Origin of the sequence: Ochrobactrum sp. Marseille-Q0166, assembly GCF_014397025.1 — a bacterium.
Taxonomy (GTDB): domain Bacteria; phylum Pseudomonadota; class Alphaproteobacteria; order Rhizobiales; family Rhizobiaceae; genus Brucella.
The window spans coordinates 696932-717003 of record NZ_JACJUO010000001.1; the positions used below are offsets into that span (position 1 = coordinate 696932).

The window sequence follows — 20072 nt, forward strand, 5'->3', positions numbered from 1 at the left end:
TGGAAAATGCTACCAAAACAAATTCGACTTTGCATCAAACTCATGCCACAGTGTCATTTTTCTGTCATGAACAACGGTTGCTAGACGAACTGTTGAATGGCAGCCGGGACTGCGTAACTGGCCCGGATAGCAGGAGGTGTACTACCGGGCGTTTGCGCAGGTGAGAGCGGATGGAGCCATTTGTTGGCAAAAGCTGCGACATGGCTTCGTTCTTTGGGTTAATCATTCAAAGGAGAATTGATGATGGCTATTGAGTCCCATCTTGCCACGCTTGAACAGAAGCACGGCGCTTTGGAAGAGGAAATCTCCGAAGCTTTGGCGTCGCCGGCAATTGATGACCTGCATGTTACTTCTCTCAAACGTAAGAAGCTTGCTCTCAAAGAGCAGATTGAAAAACTGAAAACCCAGGTAACGCGACATTAAAATCAAGCTCAAGCTTATATGATCATTGCGATTGGTGGTGACCAAAAGGATGATAACATTGAAGCTATCGGCGGCTGAGTCTCAGCCGCCCAACGATTGTTAACCGAAGCTGTGCCGCGCGATGGTAAGATAAAAAGCAGCGACTGTTCGCTGCTTTTTTATTTTCTTGTTTCAAAAACTTTCAGCTTTCCGCTTCGGCCCGGGGATCGAGATTCATTGCTTCCGGCGTCGCACTTTTAACAGAAGGCATGCTTTTGAACTGTTCTTTTTCAGCTTTTGGTATCGATGCCCGTCTGCGGGAGCGGAACAGCGCATAAGCTGAAATTGAAATATGTGAGAGTGCGGTGACGGCAAACAGTCCTGCTGGCCAGAAAACATCCATGGCCGCTGCTGCTAGCAGAGGTCCCAGCATGGTGCCAAAGCCATAGAGTAACAGAAGGCCGCTCGATACTTTCACAAAGCTTTCCGATGTGGCGTGATCGTTCGCATGGGCGACTGCAACAGGATATAAAGCATAGGCCAGCGCACCATAGCAGCCGGTCATGATAATGATGATTGTCCCATTGGATGGACCGATGATGAAGGCCAATAGGCCAACAAGTGCAGCAAGAGCTGCAACACCAGCAAGAACGTAGCGCCGGTCGATGAGGTCTGAAATACGCCCCACGGGGATTTGCATCAAAGCCCCGGCAGCAATCGTTACGCTGACCATAAGCGCGATTTCGGTGGTCGAAATACCCGATTTTGCTCCGAAAACTGCGCCAAGCGTACCCCAGGCACCATTTGCAATGCCGATCAGGATGCAGCCGACAAATGCGGCAGGTGAATTGCGGTAAAGCGCCTTGAGGTCAAGTTGGACCTCGGTCAGCGGTTTTGGGCTTACTGCGGTTGACATGGCGGTTGGGATCAATGCCAGACAGAATAGAATTCCGGTGATCATAAAAAGGTGATCAGACCGAATATCGCCATTGGCAACCATCATCTGGCCGCTCATGGTTGCCCCATAATTGACCATCATATAAAGGCCAAAAATCTTGCCGCGGGACTCATTGGTGGCGCGTTCATTAAGCCAGCTTTCGATGACCATGAAGGCACCGGCCATCGAAAAACCGGTAAACGTGCGCAGGATAATCCATGAAACTGCATCAATATAGATGCCGGACAAAAGTGCGATGATTGCGGCACATGCCGCAAAACAGCCAAAAGCACGAACATGGCCAACACGCCGCACAAGGCGAGGGGCAAAAATACAGCCAGCGACAAAGCCGCCTGCCCAGGTGGTGCCCAACATGCCGAGGGATGCTACTGAAAAACCTTCTAATCCACCGCGCAATGGCAAAAGCAGACTATGCAGACCGGAGGCCATTAACAGAAATGCTGTGCCGCAGAGCAGCGCCAGAACCTGAATATAAATTCGCAAGATCACGTTCCCGGGATTTTATGAGGCGGCACATATGTCGCTTCGCTTTATTATTGATGCTGAAACAGGCTGGTTTCAGCGGAAAAGGGCCTCTGCCGCAGCGCGGCTGTCGCCCTTCTTAAGCCTTTCGGTTTTCAGGCGCTCGATTTCGAACTGGAGTAAAGCGATGCGCTGGTCGATTTCGATCACCGAAAGCAGAGACAGTTCATCATCACTTAGAGCCACATTGACATGTTGCTTTTTAAGATCTTCATCAAAATCGCTCATGGCCTTCCTCCGGAGTCTATGATGCGCTTATAAAGACAGAAAAGATTTAACACCTTGAATCTTCGCATATATATTTTCAGAAATCGATACCGAATTGTTTAAACCGCATGGTGCGGTTGTCTGTGATTATGCGTGCCATATTTTGCGGAAACAAGATCGAACAGGAGCTTGGAGCATGATGGCTGAACTTCCCTCCCAGATGACGGCAATTGAAATCGCTGAACCGGGTGACGCAAAAGTGTTGCGGCCTGTTCTGCGCGCGGTCCCTCAACCGAAAGCGGGTGAGATCCTTGTCCGTGTGCGCGCTGCGGGCGTGAACCGCCCCGATGTTCTGCAACGACAGGGCAGCTATGCCCCGCCAGCAGGGGCATCGGACATACCTGGACTGGAGATTGCTGGTGATGTTGTGGCTTTGGGAGAAGGTGTTAAGCGATATCGCATTGGTGATGCAGTTGTCGCGCTGCTTGCCGGTGGCGGTTATGCAGACTATGCAACGGTGCATGAAAGCACCGCGCTGCCGTTGCCAACAGGCTATGGCTATATTGAAGCTGCGGCCATACCGGAAACCTTCTTCACGGTCTGGCACAATGTGTTTGAGCGCGGCGGGCTGAAAGAAGGAGAGACATTGCTGATTCATGGTGGCTCATCCGGCATTGGTACGACTGCCATCCAGCTTGCCAAGGCTTTCGGCGCGACGGTGATCATAACCGCTGGTTCTGCTGATAAATGTGAAGCTTGTCTCAAGCTTGGTGCTGATCGCGCCGTCAATTATCGCGACGAAGATTTTGTCACTGTTGTGAAAGAGATGACTGGCGGCAAAGGTGTGGATGTCATTCTCGATATGGTCGGTGGCGATTATGTCGATCGCAATTACAAAGCTGCTGCCGATGATGGCCGTATCGTTCAAATAGCTTTTCTGAATGGCGCCAAAGCAACCGCCAATTTTGCACTTTTGATGACCAAGCGCCTCACGCATACCGGTTCGACACTGCGTTCGCGGTCTGTCGAGTTCAAGGCTGGCATTGCACGCGAATTGGAAGCAAAAGTCTGGCCGCTTCTGGCTGAGCGCCGCGTTGCACCCGTGATGGATATGGTATTTCCATTGAAAGACGCCTGGCGGGCCCATGATCGGATGGAGGGCAGTCAGCACATCGGTAAAATCGTGCTGGATGTTGTATGATTTCCAACGTTTTACAGAGAAGGTTTGTTGGCATGGCAGCAGTTTCTTGCTCTGTGCTCAAAAAAAATATATATAGACCGTGATTTCCCGGAATTTGTGGTTTTTCCCACGGCCCGCCCTACCGGAGCGGACGAACAAGAGGATTATATCTAATGGCCACCCAGCTTCTTATGCCGAAGGCAACGGCAGTCTGGCTCGTTGATAATACGGCTCTGTCCTTTGATCAGATCGCGGCTCTGTGCAAGCTGCATCCGCTTGAAGTGAAGGCGATTGCGGACGGTGAGGCCTCGCAGGGTATCAAGGGACTTGACCCGGTTATCACTGGCCAGCTGTCGCGCGAAGAAATTGCAAAGGGTGAAAAAGACCCATATCATCGTGTGAAGCTCTCGGAGCCAAAGGTTCGTGTGCCGGAAGCCAAGCGCAAGGGTCCGCGCTATACACCGCTTTCAAAGCGCCAGGATCGCCCAAACGCGATTCTCTGGTTGGTTCGCAACCATCCGGAACTCAAAGATGCGCAGGTGTCTCGTCTGGTTGGAACGACCAAGTCGACTATTGAGCAGATTCGTAATCGCACTCATTGGAACTCCGCAAGCCTTACAGCGATGGATCCGGTAACGCTCGGTCTTTGCACGCAGATCGATCTGGATATTGAAGTTGATCGCGCAGCGCGTAATCGTCCTATTGTTGAATCCGACAATACACTTCTGCCGGCATCTGCGACCGAAAACTTCGATTATCGTGATGAAAAGCCTGAAGAAGAAGAGCTGGATGCGGAAAAAGTTTTCGCCAAGCTTTCTTCGTTGAAGAGCACAAACACCGACGAAGACGAAGAATAAGCTTTCCTCGACCAAACATAAAAAAACCCGCCGAATCGGCGGGTTTTTTTATACTGCTTGGGAAGATCAATCTTTGAACGCGTTGTATTCGCTCAATTCCATGAGCCGATAAAAGTCAGCCAGTGTTTTGCCGCGTTCTGAACGGAATGTGCGACCAGCCTTGTCGGCGGCGATGATGCGGTCCGTGCGAAACGTGCGGAAAGCATTGCGCAATTCGCACCAGCCGATCACAGTCCAAACTTTACCCCAGAACCAAAGACCAAGCGGACGAATGTCACGCTCACTCTCACGTGCTTCAAGATCGCGATAGCGTATGTTAAGCACCGTGCCTTCATCGACCGCACGTTCAACGGCATCAATAATACGACGTTCATCCACGCTGATGGAAGTGGACGGCGCATGGATTTGCGTGCCGGTAATGCGCGCTCGTTCTTCCTTGGGCAGAACGGCTTCGATCTTCACCAGTGCCTCTTCGGCACCCCGCGCCATGGACACACCGCCCCATGCACGGATCAGGCGCGCGCCTGCGACCAGTGCTACGATTTCATCCCGCGTGAACATCAGCGGCGGCAGTTCAAAACCTTGCCGGAGAATATAGCCGACACCAGCCTCACCATCGATAGGCACGCCTGTTGACTGCAAATCAGCAATGTCGCGATAGATGGTTCGTTCTGACACTTCCAGCCGTTCGGCAAGTTGCCGAGCGGTGACAAGCCTGCCACCACGAAGATGCTGAACGATCTGGAAAAGACGGTCTGCACGGCGCATTCCCGATTTACTCTCCGCTACATTGTTTTGCTTTGCGCTGTTCAAGATAACGGTCCGGCCAGCCCATATCCTTACGCAGCTCGCTCGGTAGGTTATCCAATGCGCGCTGCGTGCGTACAAAACGCCGACGTTCGTCCTGCTTGCGCTTATAATCTTTCAGAATTGCCAGCAGTGGTGCGATTGCGAATGCCATGGTGAATCCCTCTTCTCTTGAAGAGTACTATGACACAGGCCTCCTGACAGCTGTCTGTCAGGAGCAATTTTTAATTATCATCTTACCGATATACGCAAACGGAAACTGTTTGATCAGACCTTGAAAGGCGGCTCTGCCGTATAGCTCAGCGGTAAGCGGCCACCATCGGCATAGATCGTCTGGCCTGTCACATAGCTTGAATCACGCGATGCGAGAAATGCCGCTATTGCTGCAATTTCAGATGCTTGCCCTATTCTTCCCAGCGGCGTATGCGCGAGTATCTTCTTGCGTAGCTCGTTATCTTTGTTCACTGCAGACAACATATCGGTCTCGATTGAGCCGGGGCCGATTGCGTTGACGCGAATGCCCCATTTTGCAAGCGCCACTGCCATCGTGCGTGTCAGTTGGTTCACGCCGCCCTTGGATACAGAATAGGCAAGCTGATCGGGCAGGCCGAATATCGCGTTGACCGAAGACATATTGATAATGCTGCCAGCCTCGCCACCGGCTTCAACGCGTGCGACCATGCGTTTTGCGACGGCCTGACCGCAGAGAAAAGCGCCCTTGAGGTTGACGCGCATCACGCGGTCGAAATCGTCTTCTTTCAGATCCAGAAACTCCGCCTGATGCACCACGCCCGCATTGTTGACGAGGATGTCGATCTCACCAAGATTCGCCGTGGCATAGGTCAGCAGATTATGAATATCGAGCTTGTCGCCCACGTCACACGCGATGGCGAGAATTCGGCCATATTGCTCAAGATCCCGGACAGCTTTTGTGGCTCCTGCACCATCGACATCCGACAAGACGACACTTGCGCCATCCATTAAGAAGCGCTTGGCAATGGCATAGCCAATACCGCGGGCCGCACCCGTGACGATCGCCACCTTGCCTTCTAACTGCATCGATCATTCTCCGATTTTTGTCGGAGAGTGGACCGGCGAATTTCGCCGGTCAAGAGTTTGGAGCGTGATAACAAAGCTCAGGCAAAGGCCAGGCCGATATGGCGCTCACGCAGAACCGTGCTGATTTCATCGAGAATCATCGGATCATCAATGGTGGCAGGCATTTTCCATTCTTCACCATCAGCGATTTTCTGGATCGTTGAACGCAGTATCTTTCCGGAGCGGGTTTTTGGCAGCCGTTTGACGGTGAGAGCCAGTCGGAAAGCCGCGACCGGACCAATGGCATTGCGAATCATGCTCACGCATTCCTTTTCGACTTCAAGCGGGTTGCGGTCGATATTGGATTTGAGCACAAGAAAGCCGCAAGGCACCTGTCCTTTCACGGAATCAGAAATGCCAAGCACCGCGCATTCTGCAACGTCAGGGTGGCTGGAAAGCACTTCCTCCATGGCTCCTGTCGACAAACGATGGCCCGCGACATTGATGATGTCGTCCGTGCGGCTCATGATGTAGAGATAGCCATCTTCATCCATATAGCCCGCATCAGCGGTTTTATAGTAGCCAGGGAACTCGTTGAGATAAGCTTTGCGAAAGCGTTCATCGGCATTCCAGAGCGTAGGCAGACAACCGGGCGGCAGTGGCAGCTTGATGAGAATGTTGCCAAGCTGCCCGCGTTCAACTTCATGGCCGGCATCGTCGAGCACACGAATATCATAGCCAGGCAGACAGACCGCAGGCGAACCGTATTTGGTTTCAAGCAATCCGAGGCCAAGCGGATTGGCGACCATCGGCCAGCCGCTTTCCGTCTGCCACCAGTGATCAATTACCGGACAGCCCAGCAGATTTTCCGCCCAGTGGATTGTATCGGGATCCGCACGTTCACCTGCCAGATAAAGCGCACGGAATTTGGAAAGATCGTATTGGCGCACGAAATCGCCATCTGCATCTTCCTTCTTGATAGCGCGCAAGGCAGTTGGTGCTGTGAACATCACCTCCACACCGTGTTGTGCGATGATGCGCCAATAGGTGCCTGCGTCGGGTGTTCCGATGGGCTTTCCCTCAAAGAGGATGCTGGTGGCCCCGGCAATGAGCGGTGCATAGACGATATAGGAATGGCCGACCACCCAGCCGACATCGGATGCCGCCCAAAACACTTGTCCCGGCTCGACACCAAACACATTTTTGAGCGACCACGCCAACGCTACCATATGCCCGCCATTGTCGCGCACGACACCTTTGGGTTCGCCGGTGGTACCCGAAGTATAAAGGACATACAGCGGGTCGGTGGCAGCAACCGGTGTGCACGGCACATGACGGCCACGTGCGGCATCGACAGCCGTACGATAGTCAATATCGCGGCCTGCAATGAGGTTGTGGGGATGCTGCTCGCGTTGCAGGATGATGCAGCGCTCGACCTTATGATGGGCCGCGGCAATCGCCTTATCTAGCATCGCCTGATAGGGCACGATTCGGGTTGGTTCAATGCCGCATGACCCGGCGATGATCATCACGGGCTTTGCATCATCGATACGCGTGGCAAGTTCATTGGCAGCAAAGCCACCAAAGACCACCGAATGCACGGCACCTATGCGCGCTGAGGCAAGCATGGCGACGGCAGCTTCCGGTACCATTGGCATGTAGATAAGGACGCGGTCACCTTTGCTCACACCATTATCGATCATGACTGCTGAGAGCGCTTCCACCTCTTCAAGCAATTCGCGATAGGTGATTTTGCGCACTGAGCCAGTAACCGGGCTGTCGTAAATAAGCGCAACCTGATCGCCACGCCCATTGGCAACATGGCGGTCGAGCGCATTATAACAGGTGTTGCATTCGGCGCCTTTGAACCAGCGGCCATACACACCTTCATCGCTTGCGAAAACCTGATCCCACGGCTTGAACCAGTCAATGGCTCCAGCTGCTTCAGCCCAGAAGCCTTGCGCGTCGTTCTGCCATGCGGCGTAGGTTTCGGCATATTTTGATGTCATGCTTTTCCTCCCAGAAGCATGCGTTTCTTCGGATCAATTGACCCGTTAAAGCGCAGCGATAACAAGCTGGATGAAAACGCTAGGCAGGGCCGATTGGTCTCGGTTCTTTCCCACGCGTTTTTCATCTCCTCCGGGGCTAAGTCTACGCGCAAGATCAAAGCTTCGTCCATGAAACTTAAGATGAATATGCACGTCTGGGATGGTGGACAATCAGATCAGGGTTGCAGGACGTTATTTGCTGAGCCAAAAGGGGGTAAATGAGGGATGTTTTGTGACTAAAGTCCTGCCTGTGCTACTCATGGCCCTCATGGGCTTGCATATCGTCAAGCCCCTTGGCTTGCCCGGTTTGAAAAAGCGCGGCGATTTCTGGAAGATTGCAGTGTTTGCAATTTTCATTATGGCGCTGATCGTCGGGTTTCATTTTGCTGAAGCCTAAAATTTGGGCCTGAAATAATTTTTTATTGATATTTTCGGATCTTAACAGCGATTTTAGCCATAATTGGGTTTTGAAATCGCGGTGAAAAATCCCATCTAAAGAATACCAATTATAAGGAGGAGAGATGCGAAGCGCCCTGTTAACGCTGCCATTCATTCTGGCTGCATCGATGGTCACCCTTCCGGCTCATACCGCGTTTGCGGAGAGCATTAATGCAGGAAGCAGGGAAGCCACGACTGACCTGCCATTCAATGTCGCAGCCGTGGCGGAGTTTGATACGCCTTGGGCAATTGCATTTCTGCCGGGCGGCAAACTGATTCTCACTGAAAAGGGTGGCAAGATTTTTGTCGTGAGCCAGAAGGGGGACAAAACGGAAGTGACGGGCATTCCCGATGTGCTCGCCAGTGGTCAGAATGGTTTGCTGGATATTGTCCCCGCGCCTGATTTTACCAAAAGCAAAGCTGTTTATTTTACTTATGTCATGCCCGAAAATGGCGGTGGTGCACTCGTATTGGCGCGGGGAACGCTTATCGAAGGCAAGGACAAGGCCGAATTAAAGAATCTTGAGGCAATCTGGAAACAGGGAACACCGGCCAAAGGTGGACAGCCTGGTGGCAAGATCGCCTTTTCACCCGATAAAAAGCATCTCTTCCTGTCGGTTGGTGATCGCATGATTCCTGCTACAGCACAGGATGATAACGCACCCATGGGCAAGATTTTGCGCATGAACCTCGATGGTTCAGTGCCAAAGGATAACCCTCATGCATCGGAAGAAGGCACCAAGGCGCTGACCTGGACAACGGGTCACCGCAATCCTTACGGACTCGCTTTCGCGCCGGACGGCAAGCTGTGGGAACATGAGATGGGACCGCGGGGCGGTGATGAGTTCAATCTCATCAAGCCGGGACTGAATTACGGCTGGCCCGTTGTCTCCAATGGGGACAATTACAGTGGTCGTCCAATCCCGCGTCACAGCACGCGGCCGGAGTTTGAAGCGCCCATGCTATTCTGGACTCCGGTAATTTCACCGGGCGGACTTGCCTTTTATAAGGGTAAGCAGTTTCCAGACTGGAACGGTTCAGCACTGATTGCAGGGCTTTCCTCTCAGGCACTTGTCCGCATAACAATCGATAGCGATGGTCAGCCCCACGAAGTCGAACGCTTTGCGATGGAAAATCGTATTCGTGACGTAGCCGTCGGGCCGGATGGTGCAATCTGGGTGATTGAGGATGACAATCCCGGACGTCTTCTGAAGCTGACACCGAAATCATAAAGAAAAAGCCCGGAAGAAAATCCGGGCTTTTTTGTTTTCTTACTTCTTCAGTACATCAACGCCGGGGAGCGGCTTGCCTTCCATCCATTCAAGGAAAGCGCCGCCAGCGGTCGAGATATAGGTGAAGTCGTCTGCAACGCCAGCATGATTGAGGGCCGCAACGGTATCACCGCCGCCGCCCACCGATACCAGCTTGCCTGCCTTGGTGCGTGCGGCAACATGTTTTGCGGTCTTGACGGTTGCTGTATCGAACGGACGCAGTTCAAACGCGCCCAGCGGACCATTCCAGATAAGCGTAGCCGCATCATCGATAGCCGAGGCGATCAGGTCGGTCGAGAGTGCGCCAGCGTCAAGAATCATGCCGTCACTTGGCACTGCTTCAACGCCGTAGGTCTGGTTTGGCGTGTCTGCAGCAAAGTGCCAACCCACAACCGCATCAACCGGAAGGATGATGGCGCATTTGGTCTTTTCAGCCTTGGCCATGATTTCGCGTGCAGTAGGGGCAAGGTCATGCTCGCAAAGCGATTTGCCGACATTGTGGCCCTGCGCTGCAAGGAACGTATTGGCCATGCCGCCACCGATGACCAGTGCATCTACCTTCTCGATCAGGTTCGACAAAAGGTCGAGTTTGGTCGAAACCTTGGCACCGCCAACGATTGCCACAACGGGACGCGCCGGCTGGCCGAGGCCCTTTTCAAGTGCTTCAAGTTCCGCCTGCATGGCACGGCCTGCATAAGCTGGCAGGACATGCGCCAGACCTTCGGTCGAAGCATGTGCGCGGTGCGCTGCCGAGAAGGCATCGTTGACGTAGATGTCGCCATTGGCTGCGAGTGCCGCCACGAATTCCGGATCGTTCTTTTCTTCGCCCTTGTGGAAGCGGGTGTTTTCGAGAAGCAGAACGTCACCGTCCTTCAACGCATCGACTGCGGCCTTGGCCTTGTCGCCAATGCTGTCTTCTGCGAAATGCACACCGTGCCCGAGCACTTTCGAAAGCGGCTTAACGACATGCTTCAGCGAGTTTTCATCGGAAGCAACGCCTTTCGGGCGGCCAAAATGAGCGAGCAGAATAACCTTGGCACCCTTTTTCGACAGTTCCGCAATGGTTGGAACAATACGTTCGATGCGGGTTAGATCGGTCACTTCGCCGTTTGCCATTGGCACGTTGAGGTCTACACGAACCAGAACGCGCTTTGATTTGACATCGACATCATCAAGGGTGCGGAAAGCCATTTTTCATCTCTCAGTTGAATATCAAAATGAAACGCCCCTTCGTGAATGAAGGGGCGTTGTCGTTTGTTAGATCAGCTTGCCGAAAGCGACTGCGGTGTCGCTCATGCGGTTCGAGAAGCCCCATTCATTGTCGTACCACGACAGGATACGAACCATCGTACCGTCCATGACCTTGGTCTGATCGGTGTGGAACACCGAAGAATGCGAATCATGGTTGAAGTCGTGCGAAACAAGCGGCTCATCGGTGTAACCGAGGATACCCTTTAGGCGGCCATTGGCTGCTTCGCGGATCGCATTGTTGATTTCTTCCACAGTGGTCGAGCGCTTGGCAACGAAGGTCAGGTCAACAACAGATACGTTTGGCGTTGGAACGCGAATTGCAACGCCGTCGAGCTTTCCTTTGAGTTCCGGAAGAACCAGACCGACAGCTTTAGCAGCGCCCGTCGAGGTCGGGATCATGGAAAGAGCTGCTGCGCGTGCGCGATAGAGATCCTTGTGCATGGTGTCCAGCGTCGGCTGGTCGCCCGTGTAGGAGTGGATCGTGGTCATAAAGCCCTTTTCGATGCCGATGGCTTCGTTGAGAACCTGTGCCACTGGCGCAAGGCAGTTGGTGGTGCAAGAAGCGTTGGAAATGACCTGATGGTCCTTCGTCAGCTTGTCGTGGTTGACGCCATAGACGACGGTGAGGTCAGCACCATCGGCAGGAGCCGAAACGATAACGCGCTTTGCGCCAGCTTCAAGATGAAGAGCCGCTTTGTCGCGTGCGGTGAAGATGCCGGTGCATTCCAGAGCGATGTCGACATTTTCCTCTTTCCACGGCAGTTCAGCCGGGTTGCGCACAGCATGAACCTTGATCGGACCGTAGCCGACGTCGATGGTGTCGCCAGCGACCTTCACTTCCTTTGGAAAACGACCATGAACGCTGTCATAGCGCAGAAGATGCGCGTTTGTTTCTACCGGGCCGAGATCGTTGATCGCAACGACCTGGATGTCGGTGCGGCCCGACTCGACGATAGCGCGGAGGACATTACGGCCGATGCGGCCAAAACCGTTGATTGCAACGCGAACTGCCATTTTCTCTAAATCTCCCGAAAGGGTTCTGCACATGCAGTGGCTTGATAAAACAGTTGAAAGCGTTTTGGAATGCCGACAACTGGAAAGATGAACGCCGGCGTGTTTAACGCCGGCGTTTGATAATTATGCGGCGGCGTTGAGTTTCTTTTCCGCGGCTTCAGCAGCATGTTCAGCGGTAATGCCGAAATGCTTGTAGAGATCGTTGATCTCACCCGAAGCGCCGAAGCCTTTCATGCCGATAAAGATGCCGTTTTCGCCGATGAAGCGTTCCCAGCCGAGTGCAAGAGCTGCTTCGATTGCAACCTTGACCGGTGCATCGCCAAGCGTTGCCTGCTTGTAAGCGTCGCTCTGCTCTTCGAAAAGTTCGAAGCAAGGAACGGAAACAACGCGGGTAGCAATGCCCTTTGCTTCGAGAAGGTCACGAGCCTTAAGTGCGATTTCCACTTCCGAACCAGTTGCGAAGATCGAAACCTTTGCATCGCCGTTTGCTGCGGCCAGTTCGTATGCACCAAAGCCGGACAGGTTCTCTTCGCGATGTTCGGTACGAACAACTGGCAAGTTCTGACGGGTCAGAGCCAGCGTCGAAGGGGTCTTGGTCGACTTGAGCGCAAGCTGCCAGCATTCTGCGGCTTCCACTGCATCTGCCGGGCGGAAGACGTTGTGGTTTGGAATTGCGCGCAGGACAGCGAGGTGTTCAACTGGCTGGTGCGTTGGGCCGTCTTCGCCAAGACCGATCGAGTCGTGGGTCATGACATAAACAACACGGATACCCATCAGCGACGACAGACGCATGGCCGGACGGCAATAATCCGAGAAGGTCAGGAAGGTGCCGGAATAAGGGATGAGGCCGCCATGCAGCGTCATACCGTTCATCGCAGCAGCCATGCCGTGTTCGCGGATACCGTAGTGGATGTAACGGCCGCCATAGTTTTCTGGCGTTACAGCCTTGGTCTGGCTGGTCTTGGTATTGTTGGAACCGGTGAGGTCGGCGGAGCCGCCAATGGTTTCAGGCACAACGCCGTTGATGACTTCCAGAGCCATTTCCGAAGATTTGCGGGTCGCAACCTTTGGCTTTTCGGCAGAAAGCTTCTTCTTGTATTCGTTGATCACTTCATCGAAGTTTGCAGGCAGGTCGCCACGCATACGACGTTCGAATTCTGCACGGGTGTGTGCATCGGCTGCTGCCAGACGCTTTTCCCATTCCTGACGCTTCTTGGCAGCGTTCAGACCAGCAACGCGCCATGCATCGAGAACTTCGGCAGGAACGACGAATGGTTCAGCGGTCCAGCCAAGCGCTTTACGGGTTGCTGCAGCTTCTTCCGCACCGAGCGGTGAGCCGTGAACCTTGTTGGTGCCAGCGCGGTTTGGCGAACCAAAACCGATGGTCGTCTTGCAGGCGATGAGCGTTGGGCGGTCTGAAACCTTGGCCAGCTCGATTGCCTTTGCAATCGCGTCCTGATCATGGCCGTCAACAGCAAGCGTATTCCAGCCCGAAGCTGCAAAGCGTGCTGGCTGGTCGGTGTTGTCGGAGATAGAGATCGGGCCGTCGATGGAGATGTTGTTGTCATCCCAGAAGACGATAAGCTTGTTGAGCTTAAGATGACCGGCGAGCGCGATGGCTTCCTGGCTGATACCCTCCATGAGGCAGCCGTCACCAGCAATCACATAGGTGTAGTGATCAACGAGGCTGTCGCCGAATTCAGCATTGAGAATGCGTTCGGAAAGCGCCATGCCAACAGCATTGGCAATGCCCTGCCCGAGCGGACCGGTTGTGGTTTCGATGCCTGCTGCATGACCGTATTCAGGGTGACCTGCGGTGCGTGCGCCGAGCTGGCGGAAATTCTTGATTTCCTCAATGGTAATGTCTTCGTAGCCCGAGAGGTAGAGCAGCGAATATAGAAGCATCGAGCCGTGACCTGCTGAAAGCACGAAACGGTCGCGATCCGGCCAGTGCGGATTCTGCGGGTCATGCGACAGGAAACGGGTGTAAAGGGTCGTGGCTATGTCAGCTGCACCCATTGGCAGTCCGGGATGGCCGGAATTGGCTTTATCAACCGCATCGATCGAGAGGAAGCGGATTGCATTGGCCAGCTGGTTTTGCTTGTCGGAATTCGTCATTGTCTCAGCCGTCTTTCCAGAGTGGTTTGAACGGGGTTGCGGCGATGCCTCGGGACTGAAGCACGAGTTTCTTATACTAAACGATTTAATCAATTTAAACCGATTAAATACCTTAGATGCTCGCGCGGCAGAAGGCTTTGGGACACATAGCACCTGCCACCGAGGAGTCAACAAAACGATGGTGTATCGGCAATAAACAGTCTGCGATTGAGTGGAGAATGTGGGCAATTCATGGCCCAGCGATCACCGAAAAGCCTTTTTTGCGCTGATAACGGTGCATGAACGGGCTGAATGGCCCCTCATTTGTTGCTTATCGGTCTGTCGATTATTACAGTCTTTTCAAAGATGCCCGTCCGGCAGGCGCGATTCGAAGTTTGTAATCTGGGCCTGTGATCTGGTATTGGAAAGGAAATGGATGGCACCCGATACGACCCTCAGGCACGTCCTTGAACGGCTGGAAAAAGCACTCAACACGCTTGAACAAGCTGTTGATCTGCGGCTCGACAAGGAAGGCGATTTCGCCGAAGCCGAGGAAGAGGTGCAGCGTATGAACGCTGACCGTAGCAAACTTGCTCAGGAACTCGATCAGTCTGAGGCGCGCGCAGAACGGCTTGAAGCTGCGAATCGTGAAGTCTCTCGTCGTCTCGTGACAGCTATGGAAACCATCCGCGCCGTTCTGGATCGATAAAGGATACAATCATGGCGACTGTAACCGTTACAATCGATGGCAAAGCCTATCGCATGGCCTGTGATGAGGGGCAGGAAGAGCACCTTTCTGGTCTGGCTGATCGTTTTGACCAGTATGTTACCCACCTCAAATCGTCTTTCGGCGAAATCGGGGATTTGCGTCTGACCGTGATGGCCGGAATTATGGTCATGGATGAGCTGGCTGAAACGCAAAAGCGTATCAAAGCTCTTGAAAAAGAAACCGAAGTCTTGCGTCGTTCACATGATGAGGCACTGACAAGTGCCGACAGAAATGATGCTGCCATTACCGGTGTACTGAGCGAATTGGCAGAGCGCATCGAACAAGTCGCATCGCGGATCGCGCCACGCCCCGGCTCGTCCTGACTTTTCAAAAAGATTATGAATCTGTGGCTGACGCCTCTGGCGCTTTAACGGGAGTCCGCCTATATGTGTTATCGGCGTACTGCGCTTCCCGACAGGTGTAACAGCATCCCCGGGGCCTTATTGATCTCTAAGGGAGCTGTCCCTGTGAAGGCCTGTGGGCTTTCGCATATGGCGCCCACCTACGTTGTAGGTTCCCGGGATCAAACACTACCATCGGTCGTCGTGGTCGCCACTTTTCAAACTTGTCCACCCATGTGGGCAAGACAATTTGTTATTTGAGACAGACATAGTCTACAACGCCTCATCCCTTCAAAGATATGTGCGTTATTGATGATAAATTCTCCCTCTGAATTGCCTGTTTTTACTGAACGTCTGCGTGTCGCTGTTCCGGTTGCGATGGTCTACGGGCTGTTGCTTTATATCCTCATCTGGCTCGCACCACTTTCCGATATGATGCCGTTTTTCGCTGGACTGATGCTTTTGCCGATGGGGATTGCCAGCCTTGCATCAAGCCTTAGCGATCCGCGTGCCGAGAAAGGTCTTTGGCGCCATGTCAGAATGGCCTGGACGCTCATTGTTATCCTTGTTGTTATCAGCGTGGTATTTTTCAGAGAAGGCGGCATTTGCGTGTTTATGGCTTCGCCATTCTTTGCAGTCTTTTCTGCAATCGGGTCCTGGCTGACGCTTTCGCTCATCCGCCGTTTCCGAACGCCACGCTCTACAATGCTGGTGATCGCACTGCCATTGATGTTTTATCCACTCGAACCATTGCTGCAATACGAGCCGCATGAAGCAGCGGTTACGACCGTCATCGATATTGCAGCTTCGCCCGAAGTCGTCTGGCAGCAGACTGCAGAAATTCGCCACGTTCGTCCGGATGAATTATCATGGACATTCAGCCACGGGATTGTTGGCGTGCCGCAGCCTGTCGATGCTCGCCTTGAGGGCGAGGGGGTTGGTGCTGTTCGCCAGCTTGAATGGACACGCGGCGTCAAATTTCAGGAGATCGTGACGCGTTGGGAGGAAAACCGGCTGCTGGCCTGGGATTTCCGTTTTGGCGCGGATTCAATCCCTGCGGCTGTCGAAGCCCATATCAAAGTGGACAGTTCGTATCTGAAGCTCACCAATGGTGATTATCATCTAGAGGCATTGCCCAATGGTCATACGCGCCTCACGCTCACCACACACTACCGGATCGCAACGCCGATCAATTTCTACTGTGATCTGTGGGGCAAGGTTTTCCTGAACGATTTCCATAGTGTTGTGCTGAAAGTCATTCGTGATCGCTCGCAGCGGATTGCAGCTGCTTCTTGACGGATGCCGCCATTCCGGGTCCACTAGCAGCAATTGCTGGAGGCGTTTATGAATGACAATCGACAGCCGCGAGGTGACGATAAGCAGGCATTGAGGCGCGAGGTGCTTTCACGTCGCGATGCACTCGATCCGCGCTTCCGGTTCGAGGCGTCCCTGGCTGCAGCGAAAAAGGCCGAAACTGCGATTATGATTCCAAAGGAAACCATGGTCGCAGGTTATTGGCCGATCCGTTCGGAGATTGATCCGCGCCCGCTCCTGTCGGCCATGCGTGATAAGGGTGCGCGTCTATGCCTGCCGGTGGTTCTGGATAAGGAAACAATCGCGTTTCGTGAATTTCTGCCGGATGCTGAACTGGTTCAGACGGGATTCGGCACGATGGGGCCGGACAAGACGGCACCGCTGGTTGATCCTGCCATCCTGTTTATGCCGCTTGCCGGTTTCGACAAGCGCGGCCATCGTCTGGGTTATGGTGCCGGTCATTATGATCGAGCGCTGGCTCGCTTTGCCGAGCGCGGTCTGGAGCCGCTGTTGATCGGCATGGCTTTTGATTGTCAGGAAGTGCCACATGTGCCCAATGAGCCGCACGACATTGCTCTTCATCAGATACTGACCGAGACTGGCTTGCACTTATTCGATCAGGACTGATAAAGACGCATTTATGAGATTACTTTTTCTTGGTGACATGGTGGGCCGGTCGGGGCGCACGGCGGTTTATGAAAAGCTGCCGGGGTTGATTTCCGATTTGAAGCTGGATTTCGTGATCGTCAACGGCGAGAACGCCGCTGGCGGCTTTGGTATTACCGAAGAGATTTTTCACGACACAATACGCGCGGGCGCGGATGTGGTGACGACCGGCAATCACGTATGGGATCAACGCGAGGCGCTGGATTTCTCCAAGCGCGAAGACCGATTCCTGCGTCCTGCAAATTTTCCAAAAGGAACGGCAGGCAAGGGCGAGGGGCTTTACATCGCCAAGAATGGTGCCCGCGTGCTGGTATCCAATGTGATGGGGCGTGTGTTCATGCACCCGGATCTGGATGATCCGTTCATTGCGGCCGAGAAAATTCTCGAAGCTTGCCCGCTTGGCGAGCAGGCAGATGCCGTGTTCTTCGATTTCCATGCGGAAGCTACCAGCGAAAAGCAGTGTTTCGGCCATTTTGTCGATGGTCGCGCCAGTGCTGTCGTAGGAACCCATACCCATGTGCCGACAGCTGATTGCCAGATTTTGCGCAATGGCACAGCCTATATGTCGGATGCCGGCATGTGCGGCGATTATGATTCTTCCCTTGGCATGGACAAGGAAGAGCCGCTTAACCGCTTCCTGTCGAAAGTGCCAAAGGGTCGCTTTGAGGCTGCCAGTGGTCCGGCAACCATTTGTGGTGTCGGGATCGAGATATCCGATCGTACCGGCCTTGCTGAAAAGGCTGCACCTTTGCGCATTGGTGCGCGGCTGGAAGAAACTATCCCTGCATTCTGGCGATAGATTTTATAAGTTTATCTGAACGCCTGCATAGTCGTCCCTGACGGCAATGCGGGTGCAAAGCTCCGACCATTCGCAGGATTTACAGGCCTTGCGGATGCTGCTATCGGCAAAAGCGGCCCGCATCCGGCCAAGCTGCATGGCATCGAGTGACAATCGTGATCCAGCCGAAATCGCGAGGCCCAACAGTCCTGATATGGCTTCCATAGCCAGTCTGTCCCGAACAACGACACTTGCATTAAAACAGTGGCAATCACTGTTGCAGAGCAGCGGCTCGCAGATGTCATCGGGACCATCGATGATCTCGATGTCCTCTCCGTTCGACAAACGCCCGGCAATCGCGTCGTAATTATCCACGAAAGCCGGGCTGTAACCCTTACCGATATAGGTCAGCATACAAAGAAGATGATGACCGCGCAGGCGAACTGCCATTGATCGCTTATCGTGCTGCTGCTTTGAGAATTGCGGCCCCGAGAGCCGACTTGATCAGGGCGCCGACGAGGAATGGCGTGACGCCGAAGGCCACGGCTTTTTCAATACCGATCTGGGCTGAAAGCCACATGGCGCCAAGGGCGAGGCAAAGCAGGTTGGCCGCACCAAACGATACAAAAGCCAGCCCTAGGTTTTTCCCGTTCCATCCGCGTTGCGCGAGATAGCCGGTTAATGCTGCGATAATTGGAAACGAGACGAGATAACCAGCTGTTGGCCCGGCAAAATGCTGGATGCCACCTGCGCCGCCAGCCAGAACCGGCAGGCCAATCATGGCTTCGCCCAGCCAGGCAAGTACGGTGATGAAGCCAAGTCGCCAGCCATAGAGTGCGCCGATTAGCGGCACAACAAGTGTCTGAAGCGTGATTGGAACTGGTATCATAGGGACTGCAATCTGCGATGAGATTGCCAATACCAGCGTACCGAACGCTACCGCGGCAATACGCAGGGCTGGTGAGCGAGATTCGAGATCAAGCGGACTGAAAGATACATGCTTCTGGGTGATGTAAGCCATGGCTTCCTCAAATTATAGATAAAATTTCGATTCGATCTATTTAAGATCATCGGATTGATGATGTTTGGCAAGTGGGAAATCGATAAATATATAAAAATTGGGAGAGGCTTACAGCCATTCCAGTTAAGGCTGAATCATTGGAGCCGCTGTAACCATTTGTTTGTACGCATTATCCGACGCATCGCAGCAGGAAAGAAATCAGTCCGGCGCACTGATTTCCCTGCGGAGGCGGTTCTCACTTTTGCTGGAAATGCTTGAAAATCAAAGCAGCCACAAGCGCGCGAGCTGCATGTGCGGCAGCTCGCGTGCGTGGTCATCTTAAGCGCTGGAAGGTTTGGGTCGTTGTTTAACCAACGATGGCGAAAGAATCGCGGGTCTTGCCTGACGCGGTTTTGACAGGGCGATGGCCGATCCACTGCACATGGCGCGCAAGGATGGTGGTTGCTGTCTCGATGTCATTCTGACGGAGCGCGGTCAAAATCGCACGGTGATCGTGATCGGTCCGGGTTTCCCATTCCGAGCGCCAGGTGGCGAAAAGAAAGCGTGCACTTGCTGCATGAAGATCATCGATGGCCGCCAGCAGACGCGGCATGTTGCACGGCTCCAGAATCAATCGATGAAAACGCCGATTGGCGTCTTCCCAGCTTCTTACATCGCGTGACTTGTCGCCTTCGAGGGTCGCCTGCTCTGCAGCATCGAGTGTGGCGCGGCTGATATGGGGCGCTGCATGACGCAGAGCCAGTACTTCAAGGGCTGCGCGCATTTCCGCGACTTCGCGGATTTCGCCGATATCGAAGGACGCAACACGCACACCGCGACGGGGTTCGGAAACCACAAGTCCTTGCGCTTCCAGTCGACGAAAGGCTTCGCGCACGGGGACATGGCTTGTTTCGAACTCTTCGGCGATATGATCCTGACGGAGTTTGCTACCCGGCTCGATTTCACTCGCAATGATACGGTCAGCGAGAATGCGGCTGATGCGGGCGGCAATGGTTTCGCCGGGAGTGTCATTTGGGCGCTGATTCATGGTTTTATACATAATATTGTTTGGTGCTGCGCGTCGAGGCCTGTCAACTTTATCGACAAGTGATTT

The 20072-nt window shown here is 53.6% G+C and carries 22 protein-coding genes and 1 other RNA gene; 11 read left to right on the forward strand and 12 right to left on the reverse strand.

The window, feature by feature from the left end; all coding sequences use genetic code 11:
- The first annotated feature begins 240 nt into the window (after nucleotides 1–240).
- Nucleotides 241–423 (forward strand): DUF465 domain-containing protein, encoded by a 183-nt coding sequence (locus tag H5024_RS03275; protein ID WP_187544002.1) that lies wholly within the window; start codon nucleotides 241–243, stop codon nucleotides 421–423.
- Between the two features lie 181 nt (nucleotides 424–604).
- On the opposite strand, the gene H5024_RS03280 is transcribed toward H5024_RS03275, so the two are convergent.
- Together H5024_RS03280 and H5024_RS03285 are read right to left on the reverse strand one after the other, a co-directional pair.
- Entirely contained in the window at nucleotides 605–1843 is a 1239-nt protein-coding gene (locus tag H5024_RS03280; protein WP_187544003.1) for an MFS transporter, read from the reverse strand.
- Between the two features lie 75 nt (nucleotides 1844–1918).
- Nucleotides 1919–2110, reverse strand: a complete 192-nt coding sequence (locus H5024_RS03285) for a DUF1192 domain-containing protein (protein ID WP_187544004.1) — start codon at nucleotides 2108–2110, stop codon at nucleotides 1919–1921.
- A gap of 175 nt (nucleotides 2111–2285) precedes the next feature.
- On the opposite strand from H5024_RS03285, the gene H5024_RS03290 reads away from it, so the two are divergent.
- Together H5024_RS03290 and H5024_RS03295 are read left to right on the forward strand one after the other, a co-directional pair.
- The gene (locus H5024_RS03290) at nucleotides 2286–3290 is read left to right on the forward strand and encodes an NAD(P)H-quinone oxidoreductase (protein WP_187544005.1); all 1005 of its coding nucleotides are present in this window, start codon (nucleotides 2286–2288) and stop codon (nucleotides 3288–3290) included.
- A 152-nt stretch (nucleotides 3291–3442) separates the two neighbouring features.
- The gene (locus H5024_RS03295; protein ID WP_187544006.1) at nucleotides 3443–4126 is read left to right on the forward strand and encodes a DUF1013 domain-containing protein; all 684 of its coding nucleotides are present in this window, start codon (nucleotides 3443–3445) and stop codon (nucleotides 4124–4126) included.
- Between the two features lie 66 nt (nucleotides 4127–4192).
- Here H5024_RS03295 and H5024_RS03300 read toward each other — a convergent pair whose 3' ends face one another.
- The 4 genes from H5024_RS03300 to H5024_RS03315 all read right to left on the reverse strand — a co-directional run bounded on the left by H5024_RS03300 (nucleotide 4193) and on the right by H5024_RS03315 (nucleotide 7980).
- On the reverse strand, nucleotides 4193–4894 hold the full coding sequence (locus H5024_RS03300; RefSeq protein ID WP_187544007.1) for a YafY family protein: 702 nt from the start codon (nucleotides 4892–4894) through the stop codon (nucleotides 4193–4195).
- A gap of 7 nt (nucleotides 4895–4901) precedes the next feature.
- Complete coding sequence (locus H5024_RS03305; protein WP_187544008.1) at nucleotides 4902–5087, reverse strand: hypothetical protein; 186 nt, start codon at nucleotides 5085–5087, stop codon at nucleotides 4902–4904.
- A 113-nt stretch (nucleotides 5088–5200) separates the two neighbouring features.
- Complete coding sequence (locus H5024_RS03310; RefSeq protein ID WP_187544009.1) at nucleotides 5201–5992, reverse strand: SDR family oxidoreductase; 792 nt, start codon at nucleotides 5990–5992, stop codon at nucleotides 5201–5203.
- A 77-nt stretch (nucleotides 5993–6069) separates the two neighbouring features.
- Nucleotides 6070–7980: a propionyl-CoA synthetase gene (locus H5024_RS03315; protein WP_187544010.1), complete on the reverse strand. Its 1911-nt coding sequence runs from the start codon at nucleotides 7978–7980 to the stop codon at nucleotides 6070–6072.
- A gap of 271 nt (nucleotides 7981–8251) precedes the next feature.
- On the opposite strand from H5024_RS03315, the gene H5024_RS03320 reads away from it, so the two are divergent.
- Both H5024_RS03320 and H5024_RS03325 read left to right on the forward strand, forming a co-directional pair.
- A complete protein-coding gene (locus tag H5024_RS03320; protein WP_247875267.1) occupies nucleotides 8252–8416 on the forward strand; it encodes a hypothetical protein in 165 nt (54 codons plus the stop codon).
- A 124-nt stretch (nucleotides 8417–8540) separates the two neighbouring features.
- Nucleotides 8541–9689, forward strand: a complete 1149-nt coding sequence (locus H5024_RS03325) for a PQQ-dependent sugar dehydrogenase (protein ID WP_187544012.1) — start codon at nucleotides 8541–8543, stop codon at nucleotides 9687–9689.
- A 39-nt stretch (nucleotides 9690–9728) separates the two neighbouring features.
- On the opposite strand, the gene H5024_RS03330 is transcribed toward H5024_RS03325, so the two are convergent.
- The 3 genes from H5024_RS03330 to tkt all read right to left on the reverse strand — a co-directional run bounded on the left by H5024_RS03330 (nucleotide 9729) and on the right by tkt (nucleotide 14111).
- Nucleotides 9729–10919: a phosphoglycerate kinase gene (locus H5024_RS03330; protein ID WP_187544013.1), complete on the reverse strand. Its 1191-nt coding sequence runs from the start codon at nucleotides 10917–10919 to the stop codon at nucleotides 9729–9731.
- 66 nt (nucleotides 10920–10985) lie between these two features.
- Nucleotides 10986–11993: a type I glyceraldehyde-3-phosphate dehydrogenase gene (gene gap / locus H5024_RS03335; protein WP_187544014.1), complete on the reverse strand. Its 1008-nt coding sequence runs from the start codon at nucleotides 11991–11993 to the stop codon at nucleotides 10986–10988.
- A 123-nt stretch (nucleotides 11994–12116) separates the two neighbouring features.
- Entirely contained in the window at nucleotides 12117–14111 is a 1995-nt protein-coding gene (tkt, locus tag H5024_RS03340) for a transketolase (RefSeq protein ID WP_187544015.1), read from the reverse strand.
- A 415-nt stretch (nucleotides 14112–14526) separates the two neighbouring features.
- On the opposite strand from tkt, the gene H5024_RS03345 reads away from it, so the two are divergent.
- From H5024_RS03345 to H5024_RS03370, 6 genes are all read left to right on the forward strand, one after another.
- Nucleotides 14527–14799 carry a DUF4164 domain-containing protein gene (locus H5024_RS03345; RefSeq protein ID WP_187544016.1) on the forward strand — a complete coding sequence of 91 codons (273 nt, stop codon included), beginning with the start codon at nucleotides 14527–14529 and terminating at the stop codon, nucleotides 14797–14799.
- 11 nt (nucleotides 14800–14810) lie between these two features.
- On the forward strand, nucleotides 14811–15182 hold the full coding sequence (locus H5024_RS03350) for a cell division protein ZapA (RefSeq protein ID WP_187544017.1): 372 nt from the start codon (nucleotides 14811–14813) through the stop codon (nucleotides 15180–15182).
- Nucleotides 15183–15255: 73 nt separating this feature from the next.
- Nucleotides 15256–15414, forward strand: a non-coding RNA gene (ssrS, locus tag H5024_RS03355) — 6S RNA.
- Between the two features lie 98 nt (nucleotides 15415–15512).
- The gene (locus H5024_RS03360; RefSeq protein WP_187544018.1) at nucleotides 15513–16496 is read left to right on the forward strand and encodes an SRPBCC family protein; all 984 of its coding nucleotides are present in this window, start codon (nucleotides 15513–15515) and stop codon (nucleotides 16494–16496) included.
- A 48-nt stretch (nucleotides 16497–16544) separates the two neighbouring features.
- The gene (locus H5024_RS03365) at nucleotides 16545–17141 is read left to right on the forward strand and encodes a 5-formyltetrahydrofolate cyclo-ligase (RefSeq protein ID WP_187544019.1); all 597 of its coding nucleotides are present in this window, start codon (nucleotides 16545–16547) and stop codon (nucleotides 17139–17141) included.
- Between the two features lie 13 nt (nucleotides 17142–17154).
- Complete coding sequence (locus H5024_RS03370) at nucleotides 17155–17979, forward strand: TIGR00282 family metallophosphoesterase (protein ID WP_007876638.1); 825 nt, start codon at nucleotides 17155–17157, stop codon at nucleotides 17977–17979.
- Nucleotides 17980–17982: 3 nt separating this feature from the next.
- On the opposite strand, the gene H5024_RS03375 is transcribed toward H5024_RS03370, so the two are convergent.
- The 3 genes from H5024_RS03375 to H5024_RS03385 all read right to left on the reverse strand — a co-directional run bounded on the left by H5024_RS03375 (nucleotide 17983) and on the right by H5024_RS03385 (nucleotide 20018).
- The gene (locus tag H5024_RS03375; RefSeq protein WP_187544020.1) at nucleotides 17983–18408 is read right to left on the reverse strand and encodes a DUF1284 domain-containing protein; all 426 of its coding nucleotides are present in this window, start codon (nucleotides 18406–18408) and stop codon (nucleotides 17983–17985) included.
- 7 nt (nucleotides 18409–18415) lie between these two features.
- Nucleotides 18416–18979 (reverse strand): biotin transporter BioY, encoded by a 564-nt coding sequence (locus H5024_RS03380; protein WP_187544021.1) that lies wholly within the window; start codon nucleotides 18977–18979, stop codon nucleotides 18416–18418.
- Nucleotides 18980–19325: 346 nt separating this feature from the next.
- Nucleotides 19326–20018, reverse strand: a complete 693-nt coding sequence (locus tag H5024_RS03385; protein ID WP_187544022.1) for a GntR family transcriptional regulator — start codon at nucleotides 20016–20018, stop codon at nucleotides 19326–19328.
- Nucleotides 20019–20072: the final 54 nt, after the last annotated feature.

Bases quoted from the DNA above. Each gene is read 5' to 3' on its own strand.
- H5024_RS03275 (WP_187544002.1), top strand. From the start codon at position 241: ATGATGGCTATTGAGTCCCATCTTGCCACGCTTGAACAGAAGCACGGC.
- H5024_RS03285 (WP_187544004.1), bottom strand. From the start codon at position 2,110: ATGAGCGATTTTGATGAAGATCTTAAAAAGCAACATGTCAATGTGGCT.
- H5024_RS03290 (WP_187544005.1), top strand. From the start codon at position 2,286: ATGATGGCTGAACTTCCCTCCCAGATGACGGCAATTGAAATCGCTGAA.
- H5024_RS03295 (WP_187544006.1), top strand. From the start codon at position 3,443: ATGGCCACCCAGCTTCTTATGCCGAAGGCAACGGCAGTCTGGCTCGTT.
- H5024_RS03300 (WP_187544007.1), bottom strand. From the start codon at position 4,894: ATGCGCCGTGCAGACCGTCTTTTCCAGATCGTTCAGCATCTTCGTGGT.
- H5024_RS03305 (WP_187544008.1), bottom strand. From the start codon at position 5,087: ATGGCATTCGCAATCGCACCACTGCTGGCAATTCTGAAAGATTATAAG.
- H5024_RS03310 (WP_187544009.1), bottom strand. From the start codon at position 5,992: ATGCAGTTAGAAGGCAAGGTGGCGATCGTCACGGGTGCGGCCCGCGGT.
- H5024_RS03315 (WP_187544010.1), bottom strand. From the start codon at position 7,980: ATGACATCAAAATATGCCGAAACCTACGCCGCATGGCAGAACGACGCG.
- H5024_RS03325 (WP_187544012.1), top strand. From the start codon at position 8,541: ATGCGAAGCGCCCTGTTAACGCTGCCATTCATTCTGGCTGCATCGATG.
- H5024_RS03330 (WP_187544013.1), bottom strand. From the start codon at position 10,919: ATGGCTTTCCGCACCCTTGATGATGTCGATGTCAAATCAAAGCGCGTT.
- gap (WP_187544014.1), bottom strand. From the start codon at position 11,993: ATGGCAGTTCGCGTTGCAATCAACGGTTTTGGCCGCATCGGCCGTAAT.
- tkt (WP_187544015.1), bottom strand. From the start codon at position 14,111: ATGACGAATTCCGACAAGCAAAACCAGCTGGCCAATGCAATCCGCTTC.
- H5024_RS03345 (WP_187544016.1), top strand. From the start codon at position 14,527: ATGGCACCCGATACGACCCTCAGGCACGTCCTTGAACGGCTGGAAAAA.
- H5024_RS03350 (WP_187544017.1), top strand. From the start codon at position 14,811: ATGGCGACTGTAACCGTTACAATCGATGGCAAAGCCTATCGCATGGCC.
- H5024_RS03360 (WP_187544018.1), top strand. From the start codon at position 15,513: ATGATAAATTCTCCCTCTGAATTGCCTGTTTTTACTGAACGTCTGCGT.
- H5024_RS03365 (WP_187544019.1), top strand. From the start codon at position 16,545: ATGAATGACAATCGACAGCCGCGAGGTGACGATAAGCAGGCATTGAGG.
- H5024_RS03370 (WP_007876638.1), top strand. From the start codon at position 17,155: ATGAGATTACTTTTTCTTGGTGACATGGTGGGCCGGTCGGGGCGCACG.
- H5024_RS03375 (WP_187544020.1), bottom strand. From the start codon at position 18,408: ATGGCAGTTCGCCTGCGCGGTCATCATCTTCTTTGTATGCTGACCTAT.
- H5024_RS03380 (WP_187544021.1), bottom strand. From the start codon at position 18,979: ATGGCTTACATCACCCAGAAGCATGTATCTTTCAGTCCGCTTGATCTC.
- H5024_RS03385 (WP_187544022.1), bottom strand. From the start codon at position 20,018: ATGTATAAAACCATGAATCAGCGCCCAAATGACACTCCCGGCGAAACC.